The organism is Mesorhizobium sp. WSM4849 (assembly GCF_055811385.1).
The window spans coordinates 137,174-157,257 of record NZ_JBVVPW010000005.1 but is presented as its reverse complement, the minus strand read 5'-3'; the positions used below and the strand labels follow the sequence as shown (position 1 = coordinate 157,257).

Below are 20,084 nucleotides of genomic sequence, written 5' to 3'. Positions count from 1 at the left end.
AAAGAGAAGATCTGACCCCTTTCATCACTCTTTCCTTCGCGGCCGCCCAACGGCAGGCCGTGGCCCAAGGCCGTCACAGAAAGCTACCTAACCCGCTTCACGATGTTCGAATTTACACCTGTTGGAGCCGCGCTGGCCGCCGCCGGAACGATCTTCCTGGTGTTTTTCTATTGGCTGTTACCGGTGCGCGAAAAGCTGGGCGGGTCGGTGAATGAAGCCATCAACATCAAGAATTACCTGACAGAGGCCCGAATTGTCCGCGATTCGACGGTGCTTGGAAAAACCGTCGCAGACCTCATCAAGCTTTCCGGCGGCGATGCTGTCGTGACGTCGATCCTGCGCAACCGGACTATGCGGATGACGCCACTGCCCGACGTTGTCCTCAAAGTGAACGACATTCTGCTGCTTGAGGGCGACCCAGGGGCGCTGGATCGCCTTGTCTCCCAGGGCAAACTCAGCGTTACGGGCAACAGGGCCAGAGGGGACGACACGACCAGCGAGATGGTCGCTATCGAAGCCGTCATCGGTGAAAGCTCCCCTTTGATCGGCTGGACAGCCCAGCGCCTTGCCCTCTACCACCGCTTCAATGTCAACCTCCTGGCTGTCAGCCGTCACGGCGAGCGCCTCGACCGCAGGCTGGCCGAAGTCCAGCTAAGGCTCGGCGACGTCGTCGTGCTGCAGGGCAATGCAGCGACGATACCCGAGATATTGCGCGAACTCGGCTGCCTGCCGCTGGCAGAAAGGGCTATCCTGCTTGGTAGCGTCCGTAAGGGTATCGTGCCGGTAACCATCCTTGCTCTCGCTATGGTGGCGACTGCGTTCGGGCTGCTACCGGTCTCCGTTGCTTTCTTTGCGGCCGCGGTCGGGATGGTGCTTCTCAAGGTCATCCCGGTCCGGGAGGTCTACCAATCGCTGGATGGTCCAATCCTCGTCATGCTCGCCGTTCTCATCCCGGTGAGCGATTCGCTACGCAGTACAGGGGCGACAGAAGTGGTTGCCGGCGAGCTCGCCAAACTGGGGACCATTCTTCCGGCGCCCGGCGCACTGATGCTCATCCTTGTCGCCGCCATGGCCGTTACGCCATTCCTCAACAATGCCGCCACCGTTCTGGTCATGGCGCCTATCGCCGCCGAGTTTGCCGGCGATCTCGGCTACAGGCCGGAAGCATTTCTGATGGCGGTCGCCATTGGCGCCGGCTGCGATTTTCTCACCCCGATCGGCCACCAGTGCAACACGCTCGTCATGGGGCCGGGCGGCTACCGTTTCAGCGATTATCCACGTCTGGGACTGCCGCTATCGTTCCTCGTCGTCATTGTTGCTGTGCCGATGCTAATGATCGTATGGCCGATGAACTAATATGCGATGGACGGATCAATCCGGCTCGAACTTTCGCCGGCCGGCGAAAAACAACCCCTCGCTGCCGATTCGAGAAAGCTGGCACATCAGCACAGCGAACATGGACCCCGCTTATATGATGGGCCATGCTTTGGTATTCCCGATCGCCGGCGACGGATTGTTAACCACACCGGAAGCACAACACTGCCAGAGGTGTGCCTGACCGATCAAATGGCGTGATGACCATATCTCGATAGAGGGTAGTCACCCGAGCGCAAGCGGTTACAATTAGCGATCAGATCAGTTATCAACCGAACACAGGCGCTAGTGGCCAATCGACTGAAAAAATTTCTGGCCCTGACGGCCGCACAACGCAGGACAGTGATCGCTGCAATGTTGTTGTTACCATTCACTGCAATGATATTGCAGATGTTTGGTTTCCGACGGGCAAGAATTATACTGATCTGGATTTGCGATCTTCGAAGCGTGAGAGGGGTTGCAACCCCGTCGCTCACGCTTCGTGAATCACCGCCGCCCTCAAACGTTCAGGTTGCGGTTTGCAACCCCGACCGGCTTCACTCAATGGTTGGCGGGACCGATTCTTATGGACAGGCACAAGAGACCGCTCGTCTGGTATCCATTGCCGCGTATCGTGGTTCATATTCCGGCAACTGCCTGAAGCGCTCCATGACGCTTTGGTTTTTGCTGCGGCGGCAAGGCATCGAAGGAGAACTGCGCATCGGCACGCGCAAGGCTGATGGCAAATTTGAAGCCCATGCCTGGGTCGAATACCGGGGCAAGGTTCTTAACGATACGGTCGATGTTGGCGAGCGCTTTGCCGCATTCAAGCGCAATTTTGGTTGATGCCATGGGGATGATATGAGCGGCATCGCCGGGATAATTCATTTTGACGGTAAGCCGGTGGAGCCCGGGTTAGTGGAAAAAATGACCACGGCTATGGCGCACCGGGGCCCGGATGGCACCGGCCACTGGGTGCAGGGCTCCATCGGGCTCGGTCAATGCATGCTTCGCACCACGCCAGAGTCGCTGGAAGAAACCCAGCCGCTGACGAATGAGGATGCAAGCCTTGTCCTGGTCATGGACGGGCGGGTGGACAACTGGGAGGAACTGCGGGGGGAACTGCTGGGGCGCGGCGCCGTACTTCGAGATCGCTCGGATGCTGAACTGGTGCTGAGAGCCTACCAGATTTGGGGGCGGGAATGTTTGCCGCATATCGACGGCGATTTCGCACTGGTAATCTGGGATGCGCGGCGACAAGAGGCCTTTTGCGCCCGCGACCGCATGGGCAACAGGCCTTTCAATTACCATTGGGACGGCAAAACACTGGCCTTCGCCTCAGAGCTGCAAGCCATCCTTGCGCTGCCTTGGGTGAAGCAGGAACCCAATGAAGGCATGTTGGCCGAAGTGCTGACGTCGGAATGGTATTCCAGGGACGAGACCCTGTGGAACGGTATCCTGCGCTTGATTGCAGCACATCGAATGGTAGCCGGGAACCAGGGGCCGCGACTCGAACAATACTGGCAACCGGATCTTTGGGCGACGTTGCCGTTTCGCAAGGACGAAGAATACATAGAACATTATCGCGAATTACTGTTCGAGTGCGTCAGGCGTTCATCCCGGTCGCATCGGCCGGTCGCCATTGAGGTGAGCGGCGGACTCGACTCCTCCGCGGTGTTTTGCGTGGCGGAACACCTGCGGCGCTCGAACAGACTGCTCACACACGGCATAAATGGCTACACGCTTGGCTTCACGGAGGAGGAAGGCGGGGCCAGCGAACTCCCCTATGCACGGGCGGTGGGCGAGCATTTAGGGCTCCGGATTCATGAGACGCCCCCTTCCAGGATGCCTCTTTCATGGTTTGCGGAACGCGCCCGGTCCGGCCGACAGTTTCCAGGGTTTCCGAACGCGTCAATGCTTGCTGGCTTATGGCAGCAAACCGTTGCGCACGGGAGCCGTGTCACGCTGAACGGTCAAGGAGGAGATCACTGGCTGCAAGGCTCCCGTGCGTATTACGCAGAGGCACTGGCGCAAGTGCATGTGCGTAGGCTCTATGATTGCCTCAAAACCGACGCGACTGCATTCGGCACGCGGCAGGCGGTGAGCTGGCTCATACGGCAGGGGTTTTTCCCGCTACTGCCAGTCGCTCTCCAGGAGGGTCTCCGCCGCCTGGTTCGCAGAGTGCGCGGGAGCGGGACCAGCAACGCCTGCTACTGGCTCTCGCCGCGGATGGGGGAAGTGATCCGTCTGCGTCGCGAGCGTATTCTCCCATCACACCATCGGCGAGTGCGCAGCGTCGGCCAGAGGGCGCTACTTAAGACTCTATACGATGCTTGCAATGCCCAGGAGAAGGAGGATCTTGAGTGCCTGGGCGCCCATTGCGGGAGCGAAATGCGATACCCGCTCCACGATCCCAAACTCGTTCAGTATGCGTTTTCGCTACCGGAAAGGCTACGGCTGCGTGGGGATAGAACCAAATATATCCATGTCCAGGCTTTGAAGAATCTTCTGCCGAAGACGATCCTCGAGCGGAAAAGCAAGGCAGAATTTTCAATCGTGTTCCGTGAGCATCTGGACCGGATGCAAGCCATATTGACCGAGACGATTCCCCATGAGCGTGGCACCTGGGTTGATCGGGACGGGATGGCCCGGCTATTCCGGGCTTATCGAGACAATCCACAGGCCGGCTGGCCGATATGGATTTTGTGGGGACTTTATGGATGCCATGTAACGTATCGCTGATGCCAATATAAGGGACTGTTAATGGGTCATATAACGTACTGTTAATGGGTCATATAACGTACTGTTAATGGATGCCATGTAACGTACCGTTGAAGCTATGTAGCGTACCGTTAGATATCTTGATCGTCACATCGGTTAAATTTTCGATGAATGCTGCGCGTCAGGGTTGCGCCCGTTTTCGCTTGGTGGCAAGGTACCAATCTTGTTCAAAAGTCACCGAGAACGTCCAGATGGTTCATCTGACGGTTTCCTGAGAGATTACCGAGTCAGCGTAAAAGGCCGAATGAAATGAAAAGCAATCTGAACGAACAGCAGGCGCCATCTCACCTCACCGTTGAAAACAAAGCTGCCGAGCCAAACAAGGCGCCCTATTCGACTCCCACATTGCAGATTTACGGTTCCGTAAGCGCAATAACTAGAGGCCAATCAGGAAGCGGGCCAGATGCGGCCGGTAGGCTTATGGCCGCCTCCGACCGGCGCGCCAAAGAGAACGTCGTCCGCATTGGCACCCATTCGCTTGGAATCGGCCTCTATCTGTTCGACTACAAGCCTGAATACCGCGAACAGTGGGGCCTTGGCAGGGAGTTTGGTGTAATGGCCGACGAGGTTGAGACGGTCATGCCGGAAGCCGTAAGCGTTCATCCTGACGGTTACAAGATGGTGAACTACGGCATGCTGAGGATACGGCACCCCTCTATTCACTGAGCCGTGCGGGGGAATGTCGAGTTCCGTGCTGGTGGAGCACTTGGGGTATGTCGGCGATTCGGTAAGACTTGAACAGTTCAAGTCCGCTGTCGCCCAGGTCGTCAAACATGGGGATTACATCACGGATCTCGGTTGTGGCACCGGGATTCTGGGGCTGTTGTGCTTGCAGGCGGGCGCGTCCCGTGTGTACGCCATTGACGCAACCGCCATGATCGAGGTCGCGCGGGAATCCTTCGTTCGCGCGGGCTGGGGTGGCCAAGCGATTTTCATGAGGGACTACTCTCCGCGGGCCAACCTGCCCGAACGGGTTGATGTGGTGATCTGCGATCAAGTCGGCTATTTCGGCTTTGATGCCGGCATCATCGAATATTTCGCGGACGCCAGGCGGCGTTTCCTGAAGCCAGGGGGGGCATTGATCCCCGCCAGGCTCAGGCTTCAACTCGCCGCAGTGGAATCGGAAACCAGTTACGGCCTGGCCGACGGGTGGCGGCGAGCGGGCGTAGCGAGCGAATTCCATTGGCTGCGTCAATACGCCGTCAACACCAAGCATGCGGTCAATCTTCAGCGGGAAGAATTGCTTGGCGCCCCCGCTGAGCTGGGCAGCATTGATTTTCGTGAAGACAATCCGGACTTTTTCTCCTGGGATGCGGAGTTGCGCATAGAGCGCGATGGCATCCTGCGCGGACTCGGCGGCTGGTTCGATTGTGAGTTGGCCGAAGGGGTGTGGTTGACCAACTCGCCGCTTGCCGATCGTCCAATCAAGCGCTCTCAGGCTTTCCTGCCCATCGCCGAAGCCGTCGAGGTAAAATCCGGCGATGTGGTGAGGGCGAGGGTGATGGCGCGTCCGACGGATTCGGTTATCGCCTGGGAAGTCGAAATCCCGTCCGGAGGGCGGAAATTCAGCCATTCGACCTGGCAGGGCGAGTTGCGCACGCCGGCCGACATCATGAAACGGAATCCCGCGCATGTGCCCCGACCCAATTGCCAAGGGCAGGCAAGAATGATCGTGCTAGGGCTTTGCGACGGTCAAAGGACTGTCAGGCAGGTTGAAGAAGCCGTGCTGCGCGAACACCCCGGCTTGTTCCCTTCCGTGGAAGAAACAGTGCGATTTGTCGCCCAGGTGCTGGGCAAGGACACGGAATGACGGTGGACTTTCAGGTGGCGGACGCCCGCCCGCAAATGCCGCTTGACGCCACCTTGTTTCACCAGTGGGTTTTCCCAGACGGAACTTTGTGGACGGATTTCTACCGCATCGGGGGAGCCTACCTGCTGCGTTTTCCCGAACTGGCGGATTTCCAGGTGAGCCAAGATGGCGGACAGATCCAAGCATGGCCGGTGCAGGGAGTCTCCGGCGCGACCATTCAGCATCTTTATCTGAATCAGGTTTTGCCCCTGGCGCTCAGCAAACAGGGGAAGCTGGTTTTGCACGGCAGCGCGGTCGAAATCAGCGGCGAGGGCATCGCATTTATCGGCGAGTCAGGCCGAGGCAAGTCCACGCTGGCGGCAAGCTTTGCAACCGACGGGTTCCGCTTCCTGACGGATGATGGGCTGCTGGTGGAGCCTTGCGACGGTGGGTTTCAGATTATGCCGAGCCATCCTTCGATCCGCTTATGGGGAGACAGTGAGGAAGCCTTGGTCGGCAAGGATGGTGTACGGAAGGCGCCTCCGGTGCAGTTCACATCGAAGGCGCGTTTTCTTGCGGGCGATGAGATCGTCTTCTGCGGGCAACCCCGGCGCTTACGCCGGGTGTATTTTCTTGGCGAGGGTGTCCAGCAGGAAGCGGTATTCGAGGGTATGACCGGACGCGAAGCTCTGATGGAACTAGTGAAGCATTCTTTCTTACTCGAAATTGAGGCACACGAACTGCTTGCCGCCCATTTCGATGAATTGTCCTGCCTGGCCGGGCAACCAATTTTTTACCGCCTGGATTATCCCCGACGCTTTGAAAACCTGTCGCGGGTCAGGCAGGCCATTGTGAAACACGCGTATAGGTGAACCAGCATGAATTTGACTGACAGAGTGGCGATTCCGGCGCAAGTGATGGCGCGACAGGTGGGCCAGGAGACGGTGATCCTGGATCTCGCCAGCGGAACGTATTTTGGGCTGGACCCAGTCGGGGCACGTATCTGGATACTGCTGTCCGAAGGAAAAACCGTAGGCGAAATCTGCGGAACTATGCTCGACGAGTACGAGGTCGAGCCTGCGCCCTTGGAGAAAGATGTATTCAGCTTGTTGCAAACGCTCGAAAGCCAGGGGCTGGTCAAGATTGAAGAGGCATGAGTGTATGAATTTGTATTGTCCAGCAGCAGGCGCTCGATAGCCTGATCCGAAGCACCGAGTTCAGTTGAGCCAGCCTGCGTGACGGTGAGGCTGGACTTACTCGGCGCTTGTCGTAATGCCGTCATCCAGCTTGAACACCCGATCAGCCAGCGCCAGGCTCGCCGGCCGGTGGGTTATCAAAAGCACCGTCCTCTGCCGCAGCACATCCACGCACGACTGCAAGAACTCGCGCTCCCCCTCCGGGTCGAACATAGCGGTAGCTTCATCGAGTATTAGAATCGGCGGATCTTTCAACAGCGCCCGAGCCAACGCCAGCCGCTGCTGTTGCCCTCCGGACAGCCGCACACCCCGATCGCCGATTGGCGTCTGGTAACCCTGCGGCAATTGCATGATGAAGTCATGCGCGCGGGCCGACCGTGCTGCTGCCTTAACGTCATCCTGTGTGGGCTCAGGCCGCCCATAGGCGATGTTGTCGCGGACGCTGGCGTTGAACAGTAACACGTGCTGAGGCACAACCCCTATCTGGCTGCGCAGGCTATGCAAGGAAACCGTGGAAATATCCACGCCGTCGATGAAAATGCTTCCCTTGGAAGGCTCATGCAAACGCATAAGCAAATGCGCCACCGTGCTCTTTCCTGCGCCGTTGGGACCTATGATCGCTATTGTCTCGCCCGCGGCGACGGATAGATCGAGGCACCTCAATGCAGGCTCACGCCCCGGGTAACTGAACGTGACACCGCGGAATTCGATATTGCCGTTTATTTTTCCCATCTGCTTGCCCGCATGCCAGCTCGGCTCAGGCTCTTCGGCCAAGGCTCTTGCGAGCCGGCTCAGCGTTCCGCGCGCGTGCTGGGTCCGTCCATAGACGTCTGCGAGCCCGGCCATGGGTCGCGCCATTACCTGGGCGTAGAGGAGAAAACTCACCAATTGAGGCACAGTGAGAGCCCCATCGCCAATTTGCCCTTGGGCCAACCAAAGCATAACAACGACCGCGGCCGCCGTCACAAGCTGAACCCCCGGCCCCAATGCGGCATGGATAGCGCGCTCCTTGGCGCTCAGGCTGACGACGCGCTCGATCTGATTCCGATAACGCTGCGATTCCTGCTGTTCGCGCGTGAAGGTCTTGATGGCAGGAAGCATGCTAAGGTTTTCTTCAGCAATGGCGATGGCAATGGCATGCTCCTCCTGAAGTTGGCGCGCCAATGGCCGCATGCGTCGTCCGAAAACTTTAAGCAGTAAATAGAGCAACGGAATAATGATTGCAGCGAACATGGCGAGAAGAGAATCGATTCGGAACATTAAAGCCAATGCCCCGCTGACGGTGAAGAAGAGCGGCAAGGCAGCAAGTGCGGTGCCGCTGATGTAATCGCTCACGACATACACATCATGAGTAAGTAATGCTAGCGTATCGCCGTGACGCCGCCGGTGGGAGAAAGCAAGCGGCAACGCCTGAAGATGGTCGTAAACTCGGATTTTCAAGTCCGCCAGTATTCGTGTGGTCGTCCCACCAAGCAGGTATATATTGCTGAATTTTAAAACGGCCTGTACCGCGAACAGCGCCAATGCTCCTAGAAAAAGTACCTGGATATTGATCGTGCTGCTGCCTGCGCGTTCCTGGAGAAACGTTTCAGCAAGCCTGCCACCAAGCCAGGGCATGACCAACAAAGCAGCGCTTTCGCATAGCATCAATATAAGGCCGACGGCCAACGCCAGGCGATAAGGTGCCGCTAATGTCAGCAGCATGTTTGTCTCACTAATTTTCGACAATCTGTTCATAGTTCCACAAGAGATCGATCGACGTGATCTGCTGGAGTGAGCACCAAGAGGCAGGCTGCATCCTCAACCGCGGTAGAATTTCTTACGATTTCGGAATCACGCGCCCGCAGAGAGGCTCAACTATCCCGGCTGCGTAAATACTTCAAAGACCCGGCCAGGGCCCGGCGTAAGTAGAGCCAAGGCAGCCACGATAGGTTTGCCTGGCGATATTTTTGCCGCATATGGATTGCCGGCGGGAAGAGGAGTTCGGCCAGAAAACCGTACCTGTTTCGCACGCCTCTCGCGGCTTGGAAGTCCATCCATACTCGGTACGACCTGGATCCGCTGAGATAGCCCGACGCGGTTTCTTTCGGTCCAGGACGGGAAAGCGCGCCAGACACGGCTTCGGATATAGCGGTATGAAAACGGACTCGGGTCGCCTCGATGCCGTCGAGGCAAGTCGCCCGCAATCCTTTACGCTCGGCAAGTTCAACAAATTCATTGCGTTGCGAAGGCGACAGCATCGAAAACAGAAGCTGAATGTCGTAGAACCAGATCAGTCGATCGCCGCCATAATGGGCCACGTCATCGACGTAGTACAAAGCGTGCTTGTGGACCGCTCGATGCATGCAGGCGAGCACGAGCGCGTGCACTGGATCAGCTGCGAGGGCATTCGCGCTTAAGTTCGGCAGTGGCCGGGCCTCGGAACGCAATTCTTCATACGAGAACAGATTTGACAGGAGTGTGGAATTGGCGATCCGCCAATGCAAATCGAGGGTGTGTTCCTGATTGGAGGCGGGGTCTGTCCAACTATAGCTCGTCTGACCGCTAATGACATCCGCTCTTATTCCCAGTTCACGAAACCCCAGGGCTTCTAGTGCTTTCGCCACCCGATCACGGGTGTCCGACGGCACGAGGATGTCCGTGTCACCTCTTGTACGCAGGAAAGGCGCCGGGTAGACATCGTAGGCTAGGGCCGTACCTTTGAACAGAATTGGATGGATGCCAATGGCCACCAGGCGCTCCAGTACTTGATTCAGCATGTACTGGTGACGCATCTCCCACATTGCTTGAGCAGTGGCCTGCTGACGACAAGTAGACACGATAACTTCCGGCCAACCCAGCTCAACGCGTTCGCGATCTGCAATATAGTGATGAAGTAACGCCTGTACCCCGTGATAAGCACTTCGCTCGATGAATCGGGCCACGAAATTATCGTCGCCGTATTCCGGCCAAGTCGGATTTTCGCGACGTAGGGTAGCACAAAGCAGCTCGTCAATGCCCTGCATCACTAGAGCTCCGTTGCAGAGATCCAACAGCGCCCTTGGGGCCCGGCGCTCTGGCAGATTGTTGTCATTCGTTCGGGCCTGGCCATCTGTTCGCTGCTGCGTTCACCGCAAGCTTTGACATCGTCTGATGGGCATTGGGGACGAGGCTGTCAAGTTGGCAGCGGCGTAGCGTGCCGGCATTACTTAGTGGCTGCTACACATGGGTCCGGAACGGACATGTGAGCGATGGCTGGGGCGCCAGGATTCGAACCTGGGATTGTCGGTACCAAAAACCGATGCCTTACCACTTGGCTACGCCCCAGCAACGGGAACATGCCCGTTGCGCGCGGCCTTATAGGACGAGCCGACGGAAAGCTCAATGCCGAGAATAGCGGCTATGCGCAACTGGACGGTAGCCAGAGTTTCGGTCCGCAATCATCGTCCTGGATGGGAACTCTGTCGCTATTCACCCCAGACGGCCATTTCATTGCCGGCCGGATCGACGAAATGGAACCGCCTGCCGCCGGGGAATGAGAAGATCGGCTTGACGATCGTGCCGCCGGCATTTTCGACGGCGCCCAGGGTTTCTTCCAGGTGGTCGGAATAAACCACGGGAAGCGGCTTGGCGGGCGCTTCGCCGGCCTCAGCCTGGAAGCCTCCGTGAAGACCTTCTGAAAACGCCGAATAGGTCGGCCCGTAGTCGGTGAACGACTAATGCATGTCGCGCAAAAGTGTGCAGCGGTTTTGCGATAACGACATGCATAAAACAACAACCTAAAGCGCGTCGCGTGAGGTCCGGTCGAACGCGACGCGCTTTAGGAAAAGGCGGCGCTGTAGAAAGCCTTGAGCCTATCCAGCGTTCCACCAGTTGCCGGCATTTCCAGATAATCGAGGTTTCCGGTCAGTCTCATGGCGTTACCCCTAGTTCCTGTTATGTTCTACTTAAATGGCGATCGAGCCGCAAGTCTTTTTGGCATCGCTTTTTCTTAATCGATTGTAGAAGCCGGCTGGCTCTGCCGACGCTTGCCTTTCGCACTGCAGCATCATATCGCTCGGATAGGGACACGGCGAAACTTCGGCTTCGTCAATCTTTTCAATCTCCTGCAACCGGAGAGCAAGCATGACCAAATGGGTCTACACCTTCGGCGACGGCGCTGCGGAAGGCCGTGCCGGCGACAGGAACCTCCTGGGCGGCAAGGGCGCCAATCTAGCCGAAATGTGCAGCCTCGGCCTGCCCGTGCCGCCGGGGTTCACCATCACTACCGAGGTCTGCAACGCCTACTACGCCAACGGCCGCACCTACCCGGCCTCGCTGGAGGCGGACGTCGCGGTTGCGCTTGACCACATCGGCCGGCTGACCGGGCGCCGTTTCGGCGATCCCTCGAAACTGCTTTTGGTGTCGGTGCGTTCCGGTGGCCGCGCCTCGATGCCCGGCATGATGGACACCGTGCTCAATCTCGGTCTGAACGACGAGACGGTCGAGGCGCTGGCCGCCGATTCAGGCGATGCCCGCTTTGCCTATGACAGCTACCGGCGCTTCATCCAGATGTATTCCGATGTCGTCATGGGCCTCGACCATGAGGTGTTCGAGGAAATCCTCGAGGACCAGAAAGGCGGGCTCGGCCATGAACTCGACACCGAACTGACGGCCATCGAATGGCAGGGCGTGATCGCACTCTACAAGGCCAAGGTCGAGGAGGAACTCGGCAAGCCGTTTCCGCAAGATCCGAACGAGCAGCTCTGGGGCGCGATCGGCGCCGTGTTTTCGAGTTGGATGAACAACCGCGCCATCACCTATCGGCGCCTGCACGACATTCCCGAAAGCTGGGGCACCGCGGTCAACGTTCAGGCCATGGTCTTCGGCAATATGGGTGAGACTTCGGCCACCGGTGTCGCTTTCACCCGCAATCCGTCGACCGGCGAAAAGATGCTCTATGGCGAGTTCCTGGTGAATGCGCAGGGCGAGGATGTCGTTGCCGGCATCCGCACGCCGCAAAACATCACCGAGGCGGCGCGCATTGCCGCCGGCTCCGACAAGCCGTCGCTGCAGAAGCTGATGCCGGATGCCTTCCAGTCTTTCGTCACCATCTCCGACCGTCTGGAAAAGCATTACCGCGATATGCAGGATCTCGAATTCACCATCGAGCGCGGCAAATTGTGGATGCTGCAGACGAGGTCCGGCAAGCGTACCGCCAAGGCGGCGCTCAAAATCGCCGTCGACATGGCGCGGGACAAGCTCATTTCAAAGGAGGAGGCCGTCGCCCGCATCGATCCGGCCTCGCTCGACCAGTTGCTGCATCCGACCATCGATCCGACGGCGGCGCGCGATGTGATCGGCATCGGCCTGCCCGCATCTCCGGGGGCTGCCACCGGCGAGATCGTCTTTTCCTCCAATGACGCCGAGGAGCTCAAGACGCAAGGCCGCAAGGCGATTCTCGTGCGCATCGAGACCAGTCCCGAGGACATCCACGGCATGCATGCGGCGGAAGGCATCCTGACCACGCGTGGCGGCATGACCAGCCACGCCGCGGTGGTGGCGCGCGGCATGGGCAAGCCTTGTGTTTCGGGCGCGGGCTCGCTGCGCGTCGACTACAGGGCCGGCACGCTGATGGCGATGGGATCGACGTTCCGCAAGGGCGACATCATCACCATCGACGGCGGTAACGGCCAGGTGCTGAAAGGCGCCGTACCGATGCTGCAGCCGGAGCTCTCGGGCGATTTCGCCGCCATCATGGAATGGGCCGATACCGTGCGCCGCATGAAGGTGCGCACCAATGCCGAAACGCCGCTCGACGCGCGCATGGCGCGTTCCTTCGGCGCCGAAGGGATCGGGCTTTGCCGCACCGAGCACATGTTCTTCGAGGGCGACCGTATCGTTGCCATGCGCGAGATGATCCTGGCCGACACGGAAAAGGGCCGGCGAACGGCGCTCGCAAAACTCTTGCCCATGCAGCGCTCGGATTTCCTCGAACTGTTCGAGATCATGGCCGGCCTGCCGGTGACGATCCGCTTGCTCGATCCGCCGCTGCACGAATTCCTGCCCAAGACCGAAGAAGAGGTGGCCGAAGTCGCCGCCGCCATGAACGTGTCGCCCGACAAGCTCAGGCAGCGCACCGAGGCCCTGCACGAGTTCAACCCGATGCTTGGCCATCGCGGCTGCCGGCTTGCGGTTTCCTATCCCGAAATCGCCGAGATGCAGGCGCGAGCCATTTTCGAGGCGGCCGTCGAGGCCGGCAGAAAAGCCGGGGCGCTGGTGGTTCCGGAAATCATGGTGCCGCTGGTCGGTCTGGTGAAGGAACTCGACTATGTCAAGGCGCGGATCGACGCCGTCGCCAAAAGCGTGATGGAGGAAACCGGCGTCGAGATCACCTATCTTACCGGCACGATGATCGAACTGCCGCGCGCCGCGATCCGTGCCCAAATCATCGCCGAGGCGGCCGAATTCTTCTCTTTCGGCACCAACGATCTGACCCAGACCACCTTCGGCATCTCACGCGACGATGCGGCCTCGTTCCTGGAGACCTATCGCCAGAAGGGCATCATCGAGCAGGATCCGTTCGTGTCGCTCGACATCGAGGGCGTCGGCGAACTGGTGCGGATGGCGGCCGAAAAAGGCAGGGCAACGCGGCCGGAGATCAAGCTCGGCATTTGCGGCGAACATGGCGGCGACCCGGCCTCGATCCATTTCTGCGAGGAGGTCGGCCTCGACTACGTGTCGTGCTCGCCCTACCGCGTGCCGATCGCCAGGCTGGCTGCCGCGCAGGCGGCGGTACAGGCTGCAAAGAATGGCCGCAGGTAAGGGCAGGAACCAACCATGACCGCACCACCGACTGATCGGCAGGACAGGTTTCGAGCCGTCCCTGCTCAGGCCGGTTTGGCTTCGATCGTCACCTTGTTGGGATAGAACGCGCCGTGATCGCGGATTTCGATCATTTCGTCGAAAGGCTGCTCATAGGCCCACATCGCATTCTCGCCTGCTTCCGCGGCAGGCTGCACGCTCCAATAGCTCGCATCGCCCTTGTAAGGGCAATGGGTCGACAGTTCCGTCTTGCGAAGCTGGTCGAAATCGATGTCTTCGAATGGAATGTAGAGGACCCAGGGGTAGGGGGATTCGGTCAACACCTTGGCCCTCGTGGACGTGGCAATGACCGTGTCGCCGGCGCGTACGGTCACAGTGCCGATGTAGGGCTCGACAGTAATCACTTTACTTGGGTTGCGTTGAAAGCCGGGTGACGGATTGGCGATCTGGTCCATGACGGGTTCTCCTTGCACGACCTAATGCATGTCGCCCAAAAGTGCGCAGCGGTTTTGGGATAACGACATGCATAAAAACAAAGAACTTAAAGTGCGTCGCGTGAATTCCTTTTGACGCGAAGCACTTTAAGGTGTGTCGGGCGGGCGCGCCGCGCAAGGCCGCCGTCGAATGCGGGGCTCGAAAAACCATCGCCTTTGGCGTTGCCGGTCTCTCGTCAAATCGGCCCTGCCGACGACCGATCAGGCGGCAGCCTGAAACGCATCCATCAGCCCGGCATAGGCGGCGGCGATACCGGCGACCGGATTGGTGCTTCTCGACGCGGTTTCGACCTTGAGCGCACCACCGCCGGTCGGCAAGGTAAGAAGCAGAAACTGGCGGTTGCCGCCATCGCCGACGCATGCCGCGGCAACGTGCTGGCCTTCGCCTTCATTCTGAACGCACATCTTGAACAACAGTGTGCCGCCAACCGCCTCAAGGGCGCCGCCGACAACTTCGACGAATTCGTCTTCGGAAACGGTTTTGGCGTCCGGCACCAGACCAGCCAGGCTTTCGGCGAGCGTATCTTCGAGAGTCTTGTCGTCGAGCTGCGCGTCCATGCGAACCTCTTTCATTCGCCAATCGCACCCCTGCCCATTAATCAAAGTTAACGCCGACGATGGCCGGATTGTGGCGGCCTGTCTTTTCGATCAATCTACTGCTTCTGCCCGGTCATGGCTGGACAATCCGCTTGTTCGTCCCACAATGGAACGAAAAACCAATGGGAGGAAAGAATGCTCGGACTGATGCAGGAATGGCCGCTGCTTTGCCACAAGCTCATCGACAACGCAGCCAGGCAGCACGGCGAACGCGAGATCGTATCGCGCTCGATCGAGGGCCCGATCGTCCGGACCACTTACGCGGAAATTCATCGCCGCGCCTTGCAGGTCGCCCAGCGGCTCGAGCGGGATGGCTTTGGCCTTGGCGACCGCATCGCCACATTGGCCTGGAATACGGCGCGCCACATCGAAGCCTGGTACGGCATCATGGGTGTCGGCGCGATCTATCACACGCTCAATCCGCGCCTGTTTCCCGAGCAGATCGTGTGGATCATGAACAATGCCGAGGACAAGGCGATCTTCGTCGACCTGACATTCATGCCGCTGCTTGAAAAGATCGCCGGCGCGGTCAAATCGCTGAGAAAGGTGATCGTGCTGACCGACAAGGCGCATATGCCGCAAACGACGCTGCCGAACGTCGTTGCCTATGAGGAGTGGCTTGACGAAGCCGACGGCGCCTTCACCTGGAAGACGTTCGATGAAAATACCGCCGCCGGCATGTGCTACACCTCGGGCACGACAGGCGATCCGAAAGGCGTCCTCTACAGCCATCGCTCGAACGTGCTGCACGCCATGATCGCGGCGATGCCCGACGCCATGGGCCTCTCGTCGCGCGACACCATACTGCCTGTCGTGCCGATGTTCCACGCCAACGCCTGGGGCCTTGGCCAGAGCGCGCCGATGATCGGCGCCAAGCTGGTCATGCCCGGCTGCAAGATGGACGGCGCCTCGATCTACGAGTTGCTCGACACCGAAAAGGTGACGTTCAGCGCCGCCGTGCCGACAGTGTGGCTGATGCTGCTCCAGCATCTGGAGGAGTCCGGCAAGGAACTTCCCTATCTGAAGAAGGTCGTCATCGGCGGCTCATCCTGCCCGCGTGCGATCACGACGAAGTTCCAGGACAATTACGATGTTGAGGTCATCCACGCATGGGGCATGACCGAAATGTCGCCGCTTGGCACCTTGTGCACCATGAAGCCGGGCTATGCCGGGCTTGAAGGCGAAGCCAGACTCGACGTCCAGGGCAAGCAGGGCTATCCGCCTTTCGGCGTCGAAATGAAGGTGACGGACGATGACAACAAGGAGCAGCCATGGGACGGCAAGACATTCGGACGCTTGAAGGTCCGCGGACCGGCTGTCGCGCGCGCCTATTATGGCGGCATCGGATCCGAACAGTTCGATGAAGAAGGCTGGTTCGATACCGGTGATGTCGCCCATATCGACCCGAGCGGCTATATGCAGATCACCGATCGCGCCAAGGACGTCATCAAGTCGGGCGGCGAATGGATTTCGACCATCGAGCTCGAGAATCTTGCGGTCGGTCATCCTGACGTGGCGGAGGCGGCCGCCATCGGCATCCAGCATTCGAAATGGGGCGAACGGCCGTTGCTTGTCGTCGTCCGCAAGCCGGGCCGGGAGCCGACCAAGACGGATATCCTCGCTTTCATGGACGGCAAGGTGGCGAAGTGGTGGATGCCGGATGATGTCGCCTTCGTCGGCGAAATCCCCCATACCGCTACCGGCAAGATCCAGAAGACCACCTTGCGCCAGCAATTCAGGGACTATCGTCTGCCGACGGATTGACGGAGATGACGTCTTTCGCCTTAAAGCCGCCGCTAAACGGCTCAAAGCGCCCGTTCGGGGTGGAGCAGTGCTGAAAACAATGGAAAATCCCGAGCGACAGACGTCGAAGGCGGCCGGCTGGTCGCGGCGGACAGGCGCTTTTTCGGCGGTCCTGCTTCTGACCGTTCTCGTCGGCCATCGATATGAGCTTGTTGAAACGCCGGCTTTCCTTTGGGTGCTCGGCATTGTCGCGCTGCTTGCCGCCTTTGCGCTGCTGTTCGCTGGATTTGCCTTTTCGAGACTGTGGAATTTTGGCGACCGTGGCGGTCACGGTCTCACTGTCGGCACGTTGCTGGCACTGCTGGTGCTTGCTCCCTTTGGTATCGCTGCCTACTGGGCAGCGACTTCTCCGCCGCTCAGGGACATCTCGACGGATTTCGACGATCCGCCGGTGCTCGACGCCAGCACCCGGACCGGTGATATGAACGCGCTTTCGCCACCGACCCCGGGCGAGCAGCGCCTGCAGACCGAGACCTATCCGCTTGTCACCGGACGCAGCTACAATCTGCCTTTCGATCGGGTCCTGGAAGCAGTCGCAACCGTGCTCGATCGTCGGGATTGGCAGCTAACGGCGCCGGTTCCCCGCGCGATCGGGCAAAGCGAGGTGACGATCAATGCCGTGGCCAGGAGCTTTATCCTCAGCCTTCCCGCCGACGTCGCCATCCGTGTGACCGACGATGGCATTGCGATCATCGTCGACATGCGTTCGGCCTCCCGTTATGGCCGCTACGACCTTGGCGACAATGCGGCCCGCATCGTGGATTTCCTAGCCGAGCTGGACCAGGAAGTCGCCGGCCAGGTCGGCACGGCCCCGGCCGAGTGATGTCCAGAGCATTTTTACAGCCAAGCGGAATCGCTTTGACGCCACAGAAATGCGGCTAATACAATCAGAGGTTGCCGGGGTCTATTCCCTTCGGTCGAAATGTACGTGCTTCGCTCGACGGACAGTTGTGGGATTGCGACGATCGGTTGCGCTGCGAAGCCGCGTGAGGTGGGTCGCCGTCCGTGGCTCGATCGAGTCTGCGGGCAGACTATTCGGCCGGCTCGAATGTGCCTTGCATCAAGACTGTCTCCATCGGCCCAAGCGGATTGATGATCCGGCTCTCCAGGACTTCGATAAGTTTGCGTCCAACACCCGCCATGTCCACGGAATGAATTCCGATCTTTGCCGGCAGGAAGCGTGCCAGCCGCGTGCTGTCACGAGTGACAATGTGGACGTCGCTCCCCGGCACAAGACCTCTTCTGCCAAGAGCGTGTAACGCCCCTAGAAGGCCCAGTTCGTTGGCGCATGCCAGGCCTGTCGGCGGCTCTGGACAAGCCAGCAAGCGATCGAACCAGGCTGCGCTCGATTCCATCGTGAACATGCCATGACCGATCAGCGATTGGTCGATCGGAATACCGGCCTCGGCCATTGCCCTTCCATAGCCGGAAAGACGCATGGCACTTGCCTGATCCTCCGGAACCAGAAGTTGCAGTGCAATGCGTCGACAGCCCTTATCCATGAGCCGTCGGGTTGCCTCGTAGGCAATCTGTTCATTGTCGACATCGACATAGGGATACGCGGTATCCAGGTCGGTTCTTCCAAACGCGACGAATGGCATGCGTTTATCCAGCAGCAGCTTGACGCGCGGATCACCCGACACCAAGCGCGTGATGATCAGTCCGTCGGTGCTGCGCGCCTGAAGCTGCCGCTGAACACTCTCGACGGGATCGTCGTCGGGAGTGGTGGAATAGATGGACAGACTATACCCGGCTTGCCGCGCCGCCAGCGTCATGCCTTCGATCAAAGGAAGCTTCAACAGATCGGACAGATGGTCTCGTGTCTCCATCGGGAGTACTGCCGTCAGCGTCATCGTTCGACCGGTTTTGAGCGCACGACCATGATGATTTGGTAGATAGCCGACCCGCTTAGCCGCCTCCTTGACGCGGGCTATGGTCGAGGGCTGCACTTCCGGCCCATCCTTCAGAGCGCGGGACACCGTGGTCACCGAGAGGGAAAGTTCCGCCGCGATCTGCTTTAGATTGGCCATTATTCGCCCGACTTCATATTGCGAAAGCGCCGGCTGATTTGGCGACCGTCATAACGTTATCGGATTCGGCATCCCCGTCAATCCAAACTCCCATAGGAAGCAGCTTGACTCTGGCCCAATCAGATGCAATCGTAACGTTACGATTGCAAAAATATGGCCATTTCGAGCAACATTTGATAAAAGTTGGGGAGGAGAACCTATGTCCTGGCTACGCATTTCCTTAACAGCGTTCGCAATCTCGGCGGCCTTGCCCGTCCATGCGCAAACAGTCACCATCACGACCGCAGGTGGCGATTATGGCAACGCCATGAAGGCGGCCATGTGGGGCCCTGCTGCAAAAGAGCTTGGCTATGATGTCCTCGAGGAGACGCTAAGCGACGGCCTGGCCGCCTTGAAGATGCAGGTCACCTCGGGCGCGGTCACGACCGACGTCATTCACCTGGGCTCACCGGAAGGCGCCCAGGCGGCCGCTCAATCGCTGCTGGAGCCGCTCGACTACAAGATCATCGATCCCAAATCCGTGCCGGACGGCGCAAAGTCCGACTACTGCTATCCGTTCGATTCCTATGGCACCGTCATGTCGTGGAACACCAAGACCTATGGCGAGAACCCGCCGAAGACCTGGGCGGAATTCTGGGACGTTGCCAAATTCTCGGGTCGCCGCGCGTTGCGCGCCAACGCGCAAGACTCGATCGAGATCGCGCTTCTCTCCGATGGCGTAGCGCCGGCGGACGTCTATTCCGTGCTCAGCACGCCGGAAGGTCTGGAGCGCGCCATCAAGCGGCTTGAAGCGATCAAACCAAATGTCGCCGTGTGGTGGACCTCGGGAGCTCAGTCCGCGCAGTTGCTGAAGGACGGCGAAGCGGATCTGGTCGTTACCTGGAACGGACGGGCCCAAACCGTGAAAGCAGACGGGGGTGCTGCTGACTACACGTTCAAGGGTTCGGTTATCGGTACGGACTGCCTTGGAGTGCCGAAGGGAGCGCCGAACAAGGAAGCCGCGATGAAGCTCATCGCAGCGATGACGCAGCCCGCGCGTGTTGCGAAACTGACCGATTTCATCGCCTATGGCCCGGTCAATCCTGCGGCATATGAGGGTGGCCTTATTCCCGAGGATCGCCTGAAGACGCTTGCGACCGCGCCTGAAAATGCCGGCACTTCGGTGTTTTCGAATTCAGAATGGTGGGTCAAGAACGGCGAGGCTGCCCAAAAAGCCTTCGATGAGATGATGGCCCGCTGAGTCTCAGCTGTAAGGCTG

The 20,084-nt window shown here is 59.1% G+C and carries 15 protein-coding genes, 1 tRNA gene and 3 pseudogenes; 11 read left to right on the top strand and 8 right to left on the bottom strand.

Annotated elements, in window-relative coordinates:
• Nucleotides 1–90 precede the first annotated feature (90 nt).
• From AC0L3L_RS07230 to AC0L3L_RS07200, 7 genes and pseudogenes are all read left to right on the top strand, one after another.
• Nucleotides 91–1,356: pseudogene (locus AC0L3L_RS07230) on the top strand (SLC13 family permease); the annotation flags it as partial.
• Between the two features lie 306 nt (nt 1,357–1,662).
• Nucleotides 1,663–2,199, top strand: a complete 537-nt coding sequence (locus AC0L3L_RS07225; protein WP_473637083.1) for a lasso peptide biosynthesis B2 protein — start codon at nt 1,663–1,665, stop codon at nt 2,197–2,199.
• A gap of 15 nt (nt 2,200–2,214) precedes the next feature.
• Nucleotides 2,215–4,095, top strand: coding sequence for an asparagine synthase (glutamine-hydrolyzing) (asnB, locus tag AC0L3L_RS07220; RefSeq protein ID WP_473637082.1), 1,881 nt, complete (start codon nt 2,215–2,217; stop codon nt 4,093–4,095).
• 288 nt (nt 4,096–4,383) lie between these two features.
• Nucleotides 4,384–4,800: a tail fiber domain-containing protein gene (locus AC0L3L_RS07215; protein WP_473637081.1), complete on the top strand. Its 417-nt coding sequence runs from the start codon at nt 4,384–4,386 to the stop codon at nt 4,798–4,800.
• A gap of 13 nt (nt 4,801–4,813) precedes the next feature.
• Entirely contained in the window at nt 4,814–5,944 is a 1,131-nt protein-coding gene (locus tag AC0L3L_RS07210; RefSeq protein WP_473637080.1) for a methyltransferase domain-containing protein, read from the top strand.
• Nucleotides 5,941–6,795 (top strand): hypothetical protein, encoded by an 855-nt coding sequence (locus tag AC0L3L_RS07205; RefSeq protein WP_473637079.1) that lies wholly within the window; start codon nt 5,941–5,943, stop codon nt 6,793–6,795. The genes AC0L3L_RS07210 and AC0L3L_RS07205 overlap by 4 nt, the downstream gene beginning before the upstream one ends.
• 6 nt (nt 6,796–6,801) lie before the next feature.
• Complete coding sequence (locus tag AC0L3L_RS07200; protein WP_473637078.1) at nt 6,802–7,080, top strand: PqqD family protein; 279 nt, start codon at nt 6,802–6,804, stop codon at nt 7,078–7,080.
• 96 nt (nt 7,081–7,176) lie between these two features.
• Here AC0L3L_RS07200 and AC0L3L_RS07195 read toward each other — a convergent pair whose 3' ends face one another.
• The 5 genes and pseudogenes from AC0L3L_RS07195 to AC0L3L_RS07175 all read right to left on the bottom strand — a co-directional run.
• Entirely contained in the window at nt 7,177–8,823 is a 1,647-nt protein-coding gene (locus AC0L3L_RS07195) for an ABC transporter ATP-binding protein (protein ID WP_473637077.1), read from the bottom strand.
• Between the two features lie 149 nt (nt 8,824–8,972).
• Nucleotides 8,973–10,124 (bottom strand): nucleotidyltransferase family protein, encoded by a 1,152-nt coding sequence (locus AC0L3L_RS07190; RefSeq protein ID WP_473637076.1) that lies wholly within the window; start codon nt 10,122–10,124, stop codon nt 8,973–8,975.
• A gap of 226 nt (nt 10,125–10,350) precedes the next feature.
• Nucleotides 10,351–10,425: transfer RNA gene (locus AC0L3L_RS07185), tRNA-Gln, on the bottom strand.
• 140 nt (nt 10,426–10,565) lie between these two features.
• Nucleotides 10,566–10,814, bottom strand: a pseudogene (locus tag AC0L3L_RS07180) (VOC family protein); the annotation flags it as partial.
• A gap of 107 nt (nt 10,815–10,921) precedes the next feature.
• Nucleotides 10,922–11,014 (bottom strand): annotated as a pseudogene (locus tag AC0L3L_RS07175) (VOC family protein); the annotation flags it as partial.
• Nucleotides 11,015–11,223: 209 nt separating this feature from the next.
• Between AC0L3L_RS07175 and ppdK the strand changes: the two are divergent.
• On the top strand, nt 11,224–13,902 hold the full coding sequence (ppdK, locus tag AC0L3L_RS07170; RefSeq protein ID WP_473637075.1) for a pyruvate, phosphate dikinase: 2,679 nt from the start codon (nt 11,224–11,226) through the stop codon (nt 13,900–13,902).
• A 65-nt stretch (nt 13,903–13,967) separates the two neighbouring features.
• On the opposite strand, the gene AC0L3L_RS07165 is transcribed toward ppdK, so the two are convergent.
• Both AC0L3L_RS07165 and AC0L3L_RS07160 read right to left on the bottom strand, forming a co-directional pair.
• The gene (locus AC0L3L_RS07165; protein WP_473637074.1) at nt 13,968–14,357 is read right to left on the bottom strand and encodes a DUF427 domain-containing protein; all 390 of its coding nucleotides are present in this window, start codon (nt 14,355–14,357) and stop codon (nt 13,968–13,970) included.
• A 240-nt stretch (nt 14,358–14,597) separates the two neighbouring features.
• Nucleotides 14,598–14,954: a hypothetical protein gene (locus tag AC0L3L_RS07160; protein WP_473637073.1), complete on the bottom strand. Its 357-nt coding sequence runs from the start codon at nt 14,952–14,954 to the stop codon at nt 14,598–14,600.
• Between the two features lie 174 nt (nt 14,955–15,128).
• Between AC0L3L_RS07160 and AC0L3L_RS07155 the strand changes: the two genes are divergently transcribed.
• Both AC0L3L_RS07155 and AC0L3L_RS07150 read left to right on the top strand, forming a co-directional pair.
• Nucleotides 15,129–16,757, top strand: coding sequence for a fatty-acid--CoA ligase (locus AC0L3L_RS07155; protein ID WP_473637072.1), 1,629 nt, complete (start codon nt 15,129–15,131; stop codon nt 16,755–16,757).
• A gap of 79 nt (nt 16,758–16,836) precedes the next feature.
• Nucleotides 16,837–17,619 carry a DUF1499 domain-containing protein gene (locus AC0L3L_RS07150; RefSeq protein ID WP_473637158.1) on the top strand — a complete coding sequence of 261 codons (783 nt, stop codon included), beginning with the start codon at nt 16,837–16,839 and terminating at the stop codon, nt 17,617–17,619.
• A 208-nt stretch (nt 17,620–17,827) separates the two neighbouring features.
• On the opposite strand, the gene AC0L3L_RS07145 is transcribed toward AC0L3L_RS07150, so the two are convergent.
• Nucleotides 17,828–18,826 carry a LacI family DNA-binding transcriptional regulator gene (locus AC0L3L_RS07145; RefSeq protein ID WP_473637071.1) on the bottom strand — a complete coding sequence of 333 codons (999 nt, stop codon included), beginning with the start codon at nt 18,824–18,826 and terminating at the stop codon, nt 17,828–17,830.
• A 199-nt stretch (nt 18,827–19,025) separates the two neighbouring features.
• Here AC0L3L_RS07145 and AC0L3L_RS07140 point away from each other — a divergent pair, with 199 nt between their 5' ends.
• Nucleotides 19,026–20,066 carry an ABC transporter substrate-binding protein gene (locus AC0L3L_RS07140; RefSeq protein WP_473637070.1) on the top strand — a complete coding sequence of 347 codons (1,041 nt, stop codon included), beginning with the start codon at nt 19,026–19,028 and terminating at the stop codon, nt 20,064–20,066.
• The last annotated feature ends 18 nt before the right edge of the window (nt 20,067–20,084 follow it).

Excerpts from the sequence above, each read along its gene's own strand:
- AC0L3L_RS07160 (WP_473637073.1), bottom strand. The coding sequence starts at position 14,954 with ATGGACGCGCAGCTCGACGACAAGACTCTCGAAGATACGCTCGCCGAA.
- AC0L3L_RS07215 (WP_473637081.1), top strand. The coding sequence starts at position 4,384 with ATGAAAAGCAATCTGAACGAACAGCAGGCGCCATCTCACCTCACCGTT.
- AC0L3L_RS07155 (WP_473637072.1), top strand. The coding sequence starts at position 15,129 with ATGCTCGGACTGATGCAGGAATGGCCGCTGCTTTGCCACAAGCTCATC.
- AC0L3L_RS07140 (WP_473637070.1), top strand. The coding sequence starts at position 19,026 with ATGTCCTGGCTACGCATTTCCTTAACAGCGTTCGCAATCTCGGCGGCC.
- AC0L3L_RS07150 (WP_473637158.1), top strand. The coding sequence starts at position 16,837 with ATGGAAAATCCCGAGCGACAGACGTCGAAGGCGGCCGGCTGGTCGCGG.
- AC0L3L_RS07200 (WP_473637078.1), top strand. The coding sequence starts at position 6,802 with ATGAATTTGACTGACAGAGTGGCGATTCCGGCGCAAGTGATGGCGCGA.
- AC0L3L_RS07145 (WP_473637071.1), bottom strand. The coding sequence starts at position 18,826 with ATGGCCAATCTAAAGCAGATCGCGGCGGAACTTTCCCTCTCGGTGACC.
- AC0L3L_RS07190 (WP_473637076.1), bottom strand. The coding sequence starts at position 10,124 with ATGCAGGGCATTGACGAGCTGCTTTGTGCTACCCTACGTCGCGAAAAT.
- AC0L3L_RS07195 (WP_473637077.1), bottom strand. The coding sequence starts at position 8,823 with ATGCTGCTGACATTAGCGGCACCTTATCGCCTGGCGTTGGCCGTCGGC.
- asnB (WP_473637082.1), top strand. The coding sequence starts at position 2,215 with ATGAGCGGCATCGCCGGGATAATTCATTTTGACGGTAAGCCGGTGGAG.
- AC0L3L_RS07165 (WP_473637074.1), bottom strand. The coding sequence starts at position 14,357 with ATGGACCAGATCGCCAATCCGTCACCCGGCTTTCAACGCAACCCAAGT.
- ppdK (WP_473637075.1), top strand. The coding sequence starts at position 11,224 with ATGACCAAATGGGTCTACACCTTCGGCGACGGCGCTGCGGAAGGCCGT.
- AC0L3L_RS07205 (WP_473637079.1), top strand. The coding sequence starts at position 5,941 with ATGACGGTGGACTTTCAGGTGGCGGACGCCCGCCCGCAAATGCCGCTT.
- AC0L3L_RS07210 (WP_473637080.1), top strand. The coding sequence starts at position 4,814 with ATGTCGAGTTCCGTGCTGGTGGAGCACTTGGGGTATGTCGGCGATTCG.